General features: G+C 64.9%; 13 protein-coding genes. 4 read left to right on the plus strand and 9 right to left on the minus strand.

Going from position 1 to position 13,231, the window contains the following annotated elements; all coding sequences use genetic code 11:
• Nucleotides 1-123 precede the first annotated feature (123 nt).
• The gene (locus AWB68_RS19755) at nucleotides 124-318 is read left to right on the plus strand and encodes a hypothetical protein (protein ID WP_087646033.1); all 195 of its coding nucleotides are present in this window, start codon (nucleotides 124-126) and stop codon (nucleotides 316-318) included.
• A gap of 153 nt (nucleotides 319-471) precedes the next feature.
• Here AWB68_RS19755 and AWB68_RS19760 read toward each other — a convergent pair whose 3' ends face one another.
• Complete coding sequence (locus AWB68_RS19760) at nucleotides 472-798, minus strand: DUF1840 domain-containing protein (protein ID WP_087646034.1); 327 nt, start codon at nucleotides 796-798, stop codon at nucleotides 472-474.
• 300 nt (nucleotides 799-1,098) lie between these two features.
• On the opposite strand from AWB68_RS19760, the gene argS reads away from it, so the two are divergent.
• The 3 genes from argS to AWB68_RS19775 all read left to right on the plus strand — a co-directional run bounded on the left by argS (nucleotide 1,099) and on the right by AWB68_RS19775 (nucleotide 4,608).
• Nucleotides 1,099-2,883, plus strand: a complete 1,785-nt coding sequence (gene argS / locus AWB68_RS19765; protein WP_087646035.1) for an arginine--tRNA ligase — start codon at nucleotides 1,099-1,101, stop codon at nucleotides 2,881-2,883.
• Between the two features lie 128 nt (nucleotides 2,884-3,011).
• The gene (locus tag AWB68_RS19770; RefSeq protein WP_087646036.1) at nucleotides 3,012-3,812 is read left to right on the plus strand and encodes an SPOR domain-containing protein; all 801 of its coding nucleotides are present in this window, start codon (nucleotides 3,012-3,014) and stop codon (nucleotides 3,810-3,812) included.
• 142 nt (nucleotides 3,813-3,954) lie between these two features.
• Nucleotides 3,955-4,608: a thiol:disulfide interchange protein DsbA/DsbL gene (locus tag AWB68_RS19775; protein ID WP_087646037.1), complete on the plus strand. Its 654-nt coding sequence runs from the start codon at nucleotides 3,955-3,957 to the stop codon at nucleotides 4,606-4,608.
• Between the two features lie 115 nt (nucleotides 4,609-4,723).
• Here the strand turns inward: AWB68_RS19775 and AWB68_RS19780 are convergent, their stop codons facing one another.
• From AWB68_RS19780 to AWB68_RS19815, 8 genes are all read right to left on the minus strand, one after another.
• On the minus strand, nucleotides 4,724-6,058 hold the full coding sequence (locus tag AWB68_RS19780; RefSeq protein ID WP_087646038.1) for a DUF3443 domain-containing protein: 1,335 nt from the start codon (nucleotides 6,056-6,058) through the stop codon (nucleotides 4,724-4,726).
• A gap of 18 nt (nucleotides 6,059-6,076) precedes the next feature.
• Nucleotides 6,077-6,637, minus strand: coding sequence for a DUF2844 domain-containing protein (locus AWB68_RS19785; protein ID WP_235028416.1), 561 nt, complete (start codon nucleotides 6,635-6,637; stop codon nucleotides 6,077-6,079).
• A 294-nt stretch (nucleotides 6,638-6,931) separates the two neighbouring features.
• Nucleotides 6,932-7,618 (minus strand): protein phosphatase CheZ, encoded by a 687-nt coding sequence (gene cheZ, locus AWB68_RS19790; RefSeq protein ID WP_235028420.1) that lies wholly within the window; start codon nucleotides 7,616-7,618, stop codon nucleotides 6,932-6,934.
• A 29-nt stretch (nucleotides 7,619-7,647) separates the two neighbouring features.
• On the minus strand, nucleotides 7,648-8,043 hold the full coding sequence (gene cheY / locus AWB68_RS19795; protein WP_087646041.1) for a chemotaxis response regulator CheY: 396 nt from the start codon (nucleotides 8,041-8,043) through the stop codon (nucleotides 7,648-7,650).
• A gap of 84 nt (nucleotides 8,044-8,127) precedes the next feature.
• Nucleotides 8,128-9,237 carry a protein-glutamate methylesterase/protein-glutamine glutaminase gene (locus AWB68_RS19800; RefSeq protein ID WP_087646042.1) on the minus strand — a complete coding sequence of 370 codons (1,110 nt, stop codon included), beginning with the start codon at nucleotides 9,235-9,237 and terminating at the stop codon, nucleotides 8,128-8,130.
• Complete coding sequence (cheD, locus tag AWB68_RS19805; protein ID WP_087646043.1) at nucleotides 9,234-10,037, minus strand: chemoreceptor glutamine deamidase CheD; 804 nt, start codon at nucleotides 10,035-10,037, stop codon at nucleotides 9,234-9,236. The genes AWB68_RS19800 and cheD overlap by 4 nt, the downstream gene beginning before the upstream one ends.
• Nucleotides 10,034-10,963, minus strand: coding sequence for a CheR family methyltransferase (locus AWB68_RS19810; protein ID WP_087646044.1), 930 nt, complete (start codon nucleotides 10,961-10,963; stop codon nucleotides 10,034-10,036). The genes cheD and AWB68_RS19810 overlap by 4 nt, the downstream gene beginning before the upstream one ends.
• Before the next feature lie 166 nt (nucleotides 10,964-11,129).
• Nucleotides 11,130-12,944 (minus strand): methyl-accepting chemotaxis protein, encoded by a 1,815-nt coding sequence (locus tag AWB68_RS19815; RefSeq protein WP_087646045.1) that lies wholly within the window; start codon nucleotides 12,942-12,944, stop codon nucleotides 11,130-11,132.
• Nucleotides 12,945-13,231: the final 287 nt, after the last annotated feature.

Here is a 13,231-nt window from a genome sequence, read left to right on the forward strand (position 1 = left end):
GCGCTACCTGATACGGAAAAACACCGGGCGCTGCGGTCAGGAATTTTTTATTTCCGTAGACTTGGCGTTGCGAATGCCCGTCATGGCGACGGTCACGCATTTTTTTGTCACGGAGAAAGCCGCATGAAGAAGCTGACGCCCGTCGTTGCCGTTGCCGCAGCTGTCCTGTTCACGTCCGGTGGTTCAGTCGCGTTCGCTCAAAATGCGAGCAGCGTGTCGTCGTATTCACCGCCGGTCACCGAGCACAAGAAGAAGCCCAAGAAGCCCAAGAAAGGCGCGAGCGCGCCGGCCGCGAGCAGCAACGGTCAAACGCAGTAGCAGGAACCGCGGTTTCCCGTTATGTCATAAGAAAAAACCCGCATCGTTTGTCGATGCGGGTTTTTTTTGACTGCGCTGGAGAAAGCGCCTCACCCAGAGCAGGTGTTCAGCGCTTCCTTAATCCCGCAGCAGCGGCGCAAGGCAATTCTGCCTTCACACGCCCCAAAGAATGTCGGTGTTCGCCTTCTGCGCGAGGCGCAGCATGTCGAGGAACGGAAAGGCACGCTGCGCGAGGCCGATCGGAATCTCGTGCGGCTCGTGGCCTTCTTCGCCTTCGTGAAACCGCCCGTCGTGCTCGGCGCGTTCCTTCTTGTCGACGACCACGGCCGATTCCAGTTTCTGGATCGCGACCGGCAGTTCATCGTGCATGATGACCCCGCGTTCGCTGAGATGTTTGCCGATGATGCCGAGCAGATACTCCGCCAGGTCTGCGAGCATCATGACGTCGGGTGCGGCGCTGGTTTTGAAAGTGATCAGCATGGCAAGGTCCTTTTCCTTATGTTGGGTTGTAAGCGAAACGCGTCGGCCGCGTATCGGACGCATAGGCCACGGCGCGTATGTTTCCCAGACGGCTTCCCTGACGACGACCCTGATTCGACATATTAGCACCTGCTAAAATCCGGTTTCGACATCCAAGGCAATCGGAATGGTCGCAAATCGTGAAGCGCGCGAAAGCCGCCGCACGCGCCTCCCCGATCCGATTGACCCGATTGCACGCCGGCCTTCGCGCCCGCGTCACGCCACACCACACTGGACCCGGTCCACTGGATCACACTCAGCATGCTGCCCGCACACAAACACACCCTCGAAACGCTCCTCACCAGCGCGGTCAAGCAGGTCGCGCTCGCCACTCAGGGCGCGTCGGAAGCCGCGTTCGTCGAACCGTCGATCGTCCTCGAACGTCCGAAGGTCGCGGCGCATGGCGACGTCGCATCGAACGTCGCCATGCAGCTCGCCAAGCCGCTGCGCGCGAATCCGCGCCAACTGGCCCAGCAGATCGTCGATGCGGTGCTCGCGAATCCGGCCGCGAAGGGTCTCGTCGACGGTGCCGAAGTCGCCGGCCCCGGCTTCATCAACCTGCGTCTCGCGGCTACCGCGAAGCAAGCAGTGGTCCCGGCCGTGCTCGCGGAAGGCGCGGACTATGGCCATTCCACCCGCGAAGCAGGCAAGCGCGTGCTGATCGAGTTCGTCTCGGCGAACCCGACGGGGCCGCTGCACGTCGGCCACGGCCGTCAGGCCACCCTCGGCGACGCGCTCTCGAACCTGCTCGCGACGCAGGGCTACGCGGTGCATCGCGAGTTCTACTACAACGACGCCGGCGTGCAGATCGGCAACCTCGCGATCTCGACGCAAGCCCGCGCCCGAGGGCTCAAACCCGGCGACGCCGGCTGGCCGGAAGCCGCGTACAACGGCGAATACATCGCGGACATCGCGCGCGACTACCTGGCGGGCGCGACCGTCGCGGCGAAGGACGGCGCGCCGGTCAAGGGCAAGGGCGACGTCGACGACCTCGATGCGATCCGCGTCTTCGCCGTCGCCTATCTGCGCCACGAGCAGGACATGGACCTGACCGCGTTCGGCGTGAAGTTCGACCAGTTCTACCTGGAGTCGTCGCTGTACAAGGAAGGCCGGGTCGAAGCGACGGTCAACGCGCTGGTCGCCGCCGGCAAGACCTACGAGCACGAAAACGCGCTCTGGCTGCGCACGACCGACGACGGCGACGACAAGGACCGCGTGATGCGCAAGTCCGACGGCACCTACACGTACTTCGTGCCGGACGTCGCGTATCACGTCGCGAAGTGGGAACGCGGCTTCACGAAGGTCATCAACGTGCAGGGCTCGGACCACCACGGCACGATCGCGCGGGTGCGCGCCGGGCTGCAGGGGCTGGGTGTCGGCATTCCGAAGGGTTACCCCGACTACGTGCTGCACAAGATGGTTACCGTGATGCGCGACGGCCAGGAAGTGAAGATCTCGAAGCGCGCGGGCAGCTACGTGACGGTGCGTGACCTGATCGAATGGTCGGGCGGCATGGCGCCGGGCAGCGAAACGGCACCGGACGAACTCGACGAGGAAACGATCCGCCGTGGCCGCGACGCCGTGCGCTTCTTCCTGATCTCGCGCAAGGCGGACACCGAGTTCGTGTTCGACATCGACCTGGCGCTCAAGCAGAACGACGAGAACCCCGTGTACTACGTGCAGTACGCGCACGCACGGATCAGCACGATCCTCTCCGACTGGCAGACGCGCTACAACGGCGATCTCGCGCAGGCGGGCCACGCCGACCTCGCGCCGCTTTCGAGCGAACGCGCGATGGCGCTGCTCAACAAGCTCGCCGAATACCCCGACATGCTCGCGCATGCCGCCGACGAACTCGCGCAGCACGCGGTCGCGTTCTATCTGCGCGACCTCGCTGGCGAATTCCACTCGTTCTACAATGCGGAGCGCGTTCTCGTCGATGAAGAGGCGCCGCGCAATGCGCGCATCGCATTGCTCGCGGCGACGCGTCAGGTGCTCGCGAACGGCCTGGCGACAATCGGCGTTTCCGCTCCCGTCAAGATGTAAATGCCACCCGGTGCATCGGCCCGGCCGCCCGTCGCGCAATTCGGACTTTTCGGCGCGTTCAGGCGGCCGGGCCGTGCGCTGGCCCGCTTCGGGCCGCCGTTATAATCGGCGGCCATCCAGAAGACTTTTTGCAGGTGATTCATACGATGGCAAAACCACGCGGCACGTCGAAGCAGTCGAAGCAAGCCGGAGGAACCTTTCTCGGTATCGTGCTGGGCTTGATTGTCGGCCTGGCAATCGCAGTCATCGTCGCGCTGTACATCACGCGCGCGCCCACTCCGTTCGTGGCGAAGGTCGCGCCGCCCACCGACTCGGGCTCGGCGCCCGCCGCCGCGCAGCCATACGACCCGAATCGCCCGCTGCAGGGCAAGACGCCCGGACAGCCCGTGCCGCAAGCCGCGCAACCCGCGCCGCCGAACACCGCGCCGGGACAGACCAACAACCAGACGCAGTCGTCGGGGATGCTTGAAGAGCCGCAGATCGTCGAGGTGCCGCCGGCTTCGAACGGGTCGGCGGCTGCGCAGAAGCCCGCCGCGCCTTCGCAGGGCACGAGTTCGACCATCGCGAAGAAGCCGTCGGCGAGTGCGCCCACCGCCACCAGCACGACCAGCACGGCGAGCGCGTCGGCCAGCAAGAGCACGTCCGCGCCGACCGCCGCCAAAGCCAACCCGCCCGCGCCCGGCGACGTGAACACTGGCTACTTCCTCCAGGTCGGCGCGTACAAGACGCAGGCCGATGCCGAGCAGCAGCGCGCCCGGCTCGGTTTCCAGGGCTTCGAGTCGAAGGTCACGGAACGCGATGCGGGCGGCGTCACGTACTATCGCGTGCGCATCGGCCCGTTCACGAAGTTCGAGGACATGAACAACGTGCGCCAGCGTCTTTCCGATGCGGGCGTCGACACCGCGGTGATCCGCTTCTCCAAGCAATAGGCATCGAAAACCCGCGCCCTTGGCTGTATCGACGTATCGAGGGCGCGGGTCGGGAACGCTGCTTAAGCGTGGCTTAAGTGTCCTGTGTCCCACTGGCGTCCTTGCCCTCATTGGCCTTTTCACGCACCTTCCCCGTCACATCATGAAAAAACTGTTCAGTGCGCTCGCTGTCTCCCTCGGTATTGCAGTCGGCGCGATGAGCGCCATGAACGCGGCTCACGCGTCGCCTGCCGCGCCCGTCGCCGGCACGGACTACACCGTGTTGCAGACCGCCCAGCCCGTCGATGCGGCCGGCAAGGTCGAGGTCATCGAGTTCTTCTGGTATGGCTGCCCGCATTGCAACGAGTTCGAGCCGTACCTCGAGGCGTGGGTGAAGAAGCAGGGCCCGGATGTCGTGTTCAAGCGCGTGCCGGTCGCTTTCCGCGACGACTTCATTCCGCACTCGAAGATGTATCACGCGCTCGACGCGCTCGGCGTCGCAGAAAAGGTCACACCAGCCGTCTTCCACGAGATTCACGTCAAGAAGAACTATCTGCTGACGCCGCAGGCGCAGGCCGACTTCCTGGCGACGCAGGGCGTCGACAAGAAGAAGTACATGGAGGCGTACAACTCGTTCTCGACGCAAAGCGCGATCCAGCGCGACAGCAAGCTGATGCAGGACTACAAGATCGATGGCGTGCCGACGCTCGTCGTGCAGGGCAAGTATGAAACCGGTCCGGCCGCGACCAACAGCCTGCCGGGCACGACGCAAGTGCTCGACTATCTGGTCGCCCAGGTTCGCGCGAAGAAGATGTAAAGGCGGGAGATTACCGCTGGCGCCCGTGGTTGGGCGCTACGCTATTTACGCCGTTTGACGCGCGCATCAAACGGCGTAAAAGCAGCAGCAGCCAAAACCAGAACTAAGACTAAAACTAAAACGCCACGTAGGGCGTGCTCTTCCCCGGCAGATCGAACCCGACATAGACATGCCGCCCGTAGAAGAACGGCAATCCAAAGTCGAAGAACCGCGAGTCGCCGAAATTGCCGGCCAGGCTATTGAACGCGAACTTCCCGCCGCTCGCCGTCAGCGTGCTCGCGCTGACCACTTTGAAATTCACCGTCGATGCCGAAACGCCATCCGTGCTGCGAACCGCATTCGACAACGCCAATTCCGAACCCGGACAGTAGAACGCCGACGACGACTTGCACGCCGGAATCGAACTGTCGCTGAAGAAGGTGCCGTTCGAGCCTGAGTCGAAGAAGGTCGTGACGGAAGCGTTCTTGTAGCTGCCGTTGAGGTTGCCCGTGCCGTCGGTGGCGAACACGGTCACGCCGCTGATCGCGTTGTTGCTCTGCGTGCCGATGCCGAATATCAGCGTGCCGGACGCGGACGCGGCGCCGCTATCGGCGACAGGCGGCATTTGCACGATCACGCCGTTGTTGTCGACCGCGAACCGCGTGACCGGATTGACGACCTGCTGCGCGAGTGGCGCTGCGGTCGGCGAGCAATTCGTGCCGTTCGGGCACGAGTAGTACAGGCTCTGCGCCGCATTCAGGCAGGTCGTGCCGCAATCGTAGATCGCGTTGCCCACGCCGAGGATGCCGTGCGCGCCGAGATCGGCCGTGGTGGTCTCGTTGCTGCCGTTGACGCAGCCGCTCGCCGGAACCGTCGACGCACCGAGATCGCCGATCACCTGCACCGGAATGTTGGACGCCGTTTCGCCGCCGATCTTCACATCGGCCTGACGCACCGTGCCCCAGGTGAAACCATCGGCGAACTGCGTGCATTCGGCGAGCTGGCCGCCGCCCTGCGCGACGCTGACCGGCAGGCTGCCGAGCACCTGCTGCGCGGCGTCGCGGACGATGCGCAGGCCGAACGAGCCGGTGTCGAGCTGGATGTTGTCGATGGTCTGGCAAACGGACGTGCCGGGCGCGCAGATCGTCACCGTCACGTTCGGAATGTTCACGAAATTCGCAGCGCCCGCGTTGACCGTGATCGGCACGGAATTCGAGCCGTTGGGCGTGATCGGCTGGCTGTTCGCGCCGCTCGTCCCGCCCCCGGTGCCGGAGCCGCTGTTCGAGCCGCCACTCGATCCGCTATTCGAGCCGCCGCCCGAACTGCCGCTCGACGAGCTACTGGAGTTGTTGTCGCCACCGCCGCCGCCGCAAGCGGCGAGCGCGGCTGCGAGCATCGCTGTAACGAACCATCGAAGCAGGCGCGTCAGGAATGGCGACGATGAATCGATGCTGTAGGGCGTCGGACGCATGTGAGTTTCTCCCGTCCGTTACTGGATGTCGCTGGCGCTGACGCCGGCGGGCAGCGCGTCTTGCAAATACGCCTTGCCGGCGAACGAGCCCATGTGGCCGCCCGACTGCACGATGAGCCCGGAATCCTCCACGCTGACGGGCCCGCGACTGCCGCGCGCCGCGCGCTGCGCCTTCAGGGCCTGTAAATACTGCGGAAAATAGTTGCCGAGCAGGTTCGGCAGGTCGGGCATCTGCCGTCCCTGCCACGCGATGCCGAACACGACGCCCGCCGCCGAAACGTACTCGTTCACCACCGTGCCGCTGGCCAGCGTCGTCGAGCTGACCGAATACGAAGGGGCCGAGGAGGACGCGGCGGTCTGCGAAGCCGAAGCGCCACCGGGAACGACGGCCGCGCGCGACACCGCGCCGTTGGCCGTGGCGCCATTCGGCGTCGCCATCGGCGCGCCGCCGAGCACGGCGTGGGCCGGCGCCGCGGCGAACGCGGCAACCAGGCTGGCGAGCAAAGGCAGAACGAACCGCGATACAACGCGCGGCGTGGCTGCAAGATGGCCGTTATGGGAATGAACCGGTGACTTCACTGCTCCTCCTGCGTCTTTCATCCGGCCGCTCGATCGCGGGGATCGTGTTTGTCGGCCGAAACGGTATTGCCAAGGAGAACCGACAACCGCAAACACACAGCTTTCGATTCAATTCAACGAAGTATGCCAGCCGGAACCCACGGGCCGGAACTTTGGGAGCACCCGGGCGCTAAGTGATTTCCCTCAAAAATCGGATCATAGGGAAAAAATAGCCGCGCAAATAGCAACGCGGGGCGCAATTATGCGCCCCGCGTCGGATATATCGGACGAATTCTTCGGCCTGGGTCTGGCGGGCTAGAAGCCGAGGCTTGCCAGCAGATCGTCGACCTGCGACTGATCCTGCACGACATCGGTGCGGCCTTCGGGATTGATCTGCGGACCGTTGAGCAGCGTCTCCGGGCTGCCGCTCGCCGAAACGAGCGCCGCCGCCGACGCCGCGAACTGCTCGCGCCGCTCGGGCGCGATGTTTTCCAGCAGCACGCCGAGCAGTTGCTGCTCGATCAGGTACACGACGTCCGTGATCTTCTTGATGACCTGCCCCGTCAGATCCTGGAAATCCTGCGCCAGCATGATTTCGAGCAGTTGAGCGTTGGTCGCCTGCGTGTTTTCCGGCACTTGCTTGAGGAAGCCGCGCGTATCGGCGATCAGCGCGCCCGCCTCGCCCTTCGCGAGCGGCGCCGCGTACCACTCGCCCCAGCGCGCATCGAGCGCTTGCGCGTCGCGCTGCATCGCTTCCTGCATCGGCTTGGCGAGTTCGATCGCGTTCAGCGCGCGCTCGGCGGCCTGCTCGGTCATCGTCGCGACGTATTTCAGGCGATCGCGCGCGTCCGGCACCATTTCCGCCGCCGCCTCGACTTGCTTGTCGAGGCCGAGTTCGCGCATCGAGTCGCGCAGCGTGCGCGTCAACTGGCCGATGCGCGCGAGGATGCGATCACTCGATGGATCACTGTCGCTGTCGGCGACGGCGACGGCCACGGCCAGTCCGCCCTGGTTAGTGAAGTCGTCCACGGTCAGCTCCCGGTTTTCGCCAGCTTCTCGAGAATCTTGGTGAGCTTCTCGTCGAGCGTGGCCGCCGTGAACGGCTTCACGACGTAGCCGCTCGCGCCGGCCTGCGCCGCCGCGATGATGTTCTCCTTCTTCGATTCCGCCGTCACCATCAGCACCGGCAGATGCGAGAGCGTGGCGTCGGCGCGAATCTGCTGAAGCATCGCGAGGCCGTCGAGGTTCGGCATGTTCCAGTCGGAGATCACGAAGTCGAAGCCGCCGCCGCGCAGGCGCGCGAGGCCCGCCGCGCCGTCCTCGGCTTCATCGACGTTCGAATAGCCCAGTTCCTTCAGCAGGTTTCGCACGATACGGCGCATCGTCGGGAAATCGTCGACGACGAGGATCTTCATGTTCTTGTCCATCTTTACTCACTCCAGTGTGTTCTCAATACGGCGTGCGCCGCGTGTGCATTCAAGATTCGAATTCGTGTTCGTGTAGAGCGGCGCTCAGACGCGCTGCACGCGTTCGCCCATCGCTGCGAGCCGCGCCATCACGCGCCGGCTCATTTCCGCGAGCGGCGCGATCTCGCTGACGCCGCCCGTCGCAATCGCCTCGCGCGGCATGCCGAAGACGATGCAGCTCGCTTCGTCCTGCGCGAACGTGTAGGCGCCCGCCTGCTGCATGTCGAGCAGGCCGGCGGCGCCGTCGCGGCCCATGCCGGTCAGGATCACGCCGAGCGCGTTCTTGCCCGCGTGCTGCGCGGCCGAGCGAAACAGCACGTCGACCGACGGCCGGTGCCGGTTCACCGGCGGCGCATCCGACAGATGCGCGACGTAGTTCGCCCCGCTTCTCGCGAGCACGAGGTGAGCGTGGCCCGGCGCGATGTAAGCGTGGCCGGGCAACACGCGCTCGCCGTGCTCCGCTTCCTTCACCGCAATGCGGCACAAGCCGTTCAGGCGCTGCGCGAACGACTTCGTGAAGCCCGGCGGCATGTGTTGCGCGATCATCACGGCGGGCGCGTCGGGCGGAAGCGGCACGAGCAGTTCGCGGATCGCTTCGGTGCCGCCCGTCGACGCGCCGACGATGATCAGCTTCTCGGTACTGACGAGCGGATTGTTGAAAAGCGGCGCCGGTTTCGCGACAGCGCTCGGCGCGCCGGCGTGCGCGTGTTGTGCGTGCGGCGTCTGCCTGACGCGTGCGCGCGACGCCGCGCGGATCTTGTCGGCGAGCTTCTCGGCGTAGTCGAGCATGCCGTCGCGGATGCCGACCTTCGGCTTCGTGACGAAATCGACCGCCCCGAGTTCCAGCGCGCGCAGCGTGATCTCGTTGCCGCGCTCGGTCAGCGACGACACCATCACGACCGGCATCGGCCGCAGGCGCATCAGCTTCTCGAGGAAATCGAGGCCGTCCATGCGCGGCATTTCGACGTCGAGCGTCAGGACGTCGGGGTTGTGCTGCTTGATCAGTTCGCGCGCGACGAGCGGGTCGGGCGCGGTCGCGCATACGTGCATGTCGGGCTGCGAGTTGATGATCTCGGTCATCAGGCTGCGCACGAGCGCCGAATCGTCGACGCACAGCACCTTGATTTTTTGCCCTGCCTGCCAGGTCGTGGTCATGCTTCCTCCACGGTCTTCGTGCCGCGCTCCGCGCGCGCCAGACCGGTAGCGTTCAGCCCTGATGCCGAGCCGAACAATTCGATGCGAGGTTTCGCGGCAGGCTTCGTCGTGCCTTCGGGACGCGCGGTTGCGGTAGCTGTCGCGGCGGCGCCGAACAGCGCCATGCGCGGCTTCACGCCCTGACTGAACAACTCGACGCGCGCCCGCGCTCGCGCGAGCCGTTCCGCGCGCTCTTCCGGCGTGCGCGTGGCAAGCGCCTGCTCACGCTCGACGACGCTCGTCTCCTGCTGCGTCTTCAGCTTCTTGACCATCACCTGGCCGGTGCGCGGCATGAACGCGACCTTGCGCGGATGCATGCCCTGCAAGTCCTCGGCGACGATGCGGATCTTTTCCAGCGCGAGATAGCGCCGCACGAACTCGGAGTTGCGATCGCCGATGTTGATGGTCGTCATGCCGGCGAGCACCGCGCCGCCGCCGAACACCTTCGCCTCGAAGCGTTCGCGCCGTCCGCCGCGCTTGATCATTTCGTTGATCAGCACTTCCATTGCATAGGCGCCGTAGCGCATCGAATCCGATGACGCGTATGACGCGTCCGTGCCGTCGTCGGGCAGCATGAAGTGGTTCATCCCGCCGATGCCCGCCGTGCGATCGTTGATGCATGCCGCCACGCACGAACCGAGCACCGTGACGAGCACCATGTCCTCGCTCGTCATGTAGAACTCGTTCGGCAGCAGCTTCACGCCGGGCTTCTGAAAGTGCGTGTCGAAGTAAAGATTCGACGCGATCGGCAGGCCGCTCATGCGACTTCTCCCGCCAGCACGCGCGCATGTTTCGAATGCGCTCCCGCCTTCGCATCGCGAGCGAGTTCGTACACCGTCTGGCCGCGCAACCTGAACGCCTGCGTCACGTACGTGAAGTTCTCCGAGTGACCGGCAAAGAGCAGCGCGCCCGGCTTCATCAACGGCTCGAAGCGCGACAGCACCTGCGCCTGCGTCGGCTTGTCGAAGTAGATCATCACGTTGCGGCAGAAGATCGCGTCGAACGGCGTCTTCAGGTTGTAGTTCGAATCGGTCAGGTTCAGGCGCTCGAACTTCACGAGCGCGCGCACCTCCGGCCGCACCTTCACCAGGCCCTCATGCACGCCCGTGCCCTTCAGGAAGAAACGCTTCAGGCGCTCCGTGCTCAATGGCTTCACCTGATCGAGCGAATAGACGCCCGCATCGGCCTTCGCGAGCACCTGGCTGTCGATGTCGGTCGAGAGCACCGTGCACTGGCGCGCCGCGTGCTCGCCGAGCGCTTCGATCAGCGTCATCGCGATCGAATACGGCTCCTCGCCCGTCGATGCCGCCGAGCACCACACCGACACCGGCTGCTGCCGGCGCTTTGCGAAATCCGCGAGGATCGGGAAGTGATGCGACTCGCGAAAGAACGCCGTCAGGTTGGTGGTCAGCGCGTTGACGAAAGCTTCCCACTCGGCACTGTCGCCGCTCGCTTCGAGGCGGTCGAGATAGTGCCGGAACGTATCGATGCCGCACGCGCGCAAGCGTCGCGCGAGGCGGCTGTACGCCATGTCGCGCTTGTGGTCGGACAGCGAGATGCCCGCGCGGCGATGGATCAGCTCGCGAATGCGGGCGAAATCCGCCGACGTGAATTCGAAATCGCGTTCGACATCGGAGGTCCTTGGACGCTCAGTCGTGTCGACGCGTACCTGGCGCGTTGCCATCATCGTGCCTCATGCCTCTCGTGGAGTTGCACCGCGCGCCGCGATGCCGATTCCCGACGACCATGCGGCCCGATGCGCGCCGCGTTCGCGCGCTTCGATGAGTCGCCCGTCGCGGGGCGAGATGCCGAAAACCTGCATGGTCGTTTCACGTTGCGTCAAAAACACTGACTTAAAAAGTTTCCCAGTCGCCGTCGGCGGCGGCGGTGGCTCGCGCCGCACGGCTTGCCGTGGCGGGTGTTGCTGCCGCCGTCGCGCTGGTTTTCGGCTGTGCCGTACCTTTATTAACGGCGCGATTACGCGCGACGTTAGGCTCCGGCGCAACTTTCGTGGCGTCGTCGCGCCTGGCCGTCTTGAGCGGCGCCGGCTCGACGCGCGCTGCAAGCGTATTCAGGCGCGCCGCCGCTACCGAAGCAGCCGACTTGACCATCCTGCTCTCAACCCGCCATTGCCCGACGACGTCCTTCAACTGGCGCGTCTGGTCTTCGAGCGACGCGGCCGCTGCCGCCGCCTGTTCGACGAGCGCCGCGTTCTGCTGCGTGACGCTGTCCATCTGCGTGACCGCGCGATTGACCTGCTCGATGCCATCCGACTGCTCGTCGGAGGCCGCGCTGATTTCGCCCATGATGTCGGTCACGCGGCGCACGGCCTGCACGATCTCGCCCATCGTTTCGCCGGCCCGCGCGACGAGTTCCGAGCCGCTTTCCACCTTCCCGGCCGAGTCGCCGATCAGCGCCTTGATCTCCTTCGCCGCCGCTGCGCTGCGTTGCGCGAGCGAGCGCACTTCGCCCGCGACCACCGCGAAGCCGCGCCCTTCCTCACCGGCGCGCGCCGCTTCCACGGCCGCGTTCAGCGCGAGGATATTGGTCTGAAACGCGATGCCTTCGATCACGCCGATGATATCGACGACCTTGCTCGAACTTGACGCGATCGCGTGCATCGTATCGACGACCTGATCGACCACCTGACCGCCGCGCGATGCGATGTCCGACGCGCTGACTGCGAGCTGGCTCGCCTGGCGCGCGTTCTCGGCGTTCTGCTTCACCGTGCTCGTGAGTTCCTCCATGCTCGACGCCGTTTCCTGCAGCGAAGCCGCCTGCTCTTCCGTGCGTTGCGACAGATCGGTATTGCCGCTCGCGATTTCGCGCGCGCCGACGTCGATCGATTCCGCGCCGCGATGCACCGCGCCGACCATCGACGTCAGGTTCGTGCGCATGCGCTCGATGCCTGCGAACAGGCGACCGATTTCGTTGGTCTTGTCGGTGTGGGCGGACTTCGTCAGGTCGCCGCGCGAGATGCGGTCGAAGTGATCGACGGCGTCGTTGATCGGTTGCACGATCAGGCCGCGCAGGGCGACGCGCGTGGCGAGCAGCGTCAGGACCGACAACACCAGCACGACCGCGATCGCCGCGCTGAGCGTGTCGATGTGTGCTGCCGTGCTTGCGCGCAGGTCTTCCGCGTGTTTTTGCTGGAACGCTACCGCGGCGGATGCGGCGGTATCGAACGCGACGAACATCGGGCTGATCTTCGTGTCGGCGATGGCGTGGTAAGCGGCGAGGTCGCCTGCGCGGATTGCCGCGAACTCCGGTTCGACGCCGTTGTGGAGCAGTGCGTCGTGCTGTGTGGTGACTGCGTCGAGGGTCGCCTGCGGCAGTGTGGGCTTGGGTGTATCGAGGTAGAGCTTCCAGTTTTCGTTCGACTTGTCGAGGAGGAACTGGCCGCGGTCCAGGGCTTGTTTTGCTTCGTCGGCGTTGCCGGATTCCGAGAGCGAACGCACGCGGTCGAGTGTTATGCGCGAGCGCAGCAGGTACGACGATGCCTCGCCGAGGGCGCGGATTGATACCATGTCCTGTTGCGCCAGCGCCGAAAGCGATGTGCTCGCGGTGTTCAGTCCCGTCAGCGACAGCGCGCCTACCACCGCGGCGAAGCTCACGAAGAGCAGGCCCACCAATGTCAACGTTGTACGGATCGACCACTTCTTCAACATGTTTCTTCCTTCAATCGGACTGGGTTGTTCGCTGGCGCTTGGGTTGCGGTTGGGGTTGGGGTTGGGGGCGCCGTTGTTTACACCGTTTGATGCGCCTAGGCTTCCATGGAACTTGTATTCATGTCGGTTTATTTGCTCTGCCCCTGTCCGGGGCGGGACTCACTTTCTTTGCTGCTGCAAAGAAAGTAAGCAAAGAAAGCAGCTTCCCACCGCCAATCCTTGCCATGCGCCTCCAGACCGCTCCCTCGGAGTGGTCCAACCGGGGGAGTGTCGTTAGCGGGGTTTCA

The sequence above is a fragment of the Caballeronia choica genome (assembly GCF_001544535.1).
Lineage (GTDB): Bacteria > Pseudomonadota > Gammaproteobacteria > Burkholderiales > Burkholderiaceae > Caballeronia > Caballeronia choica.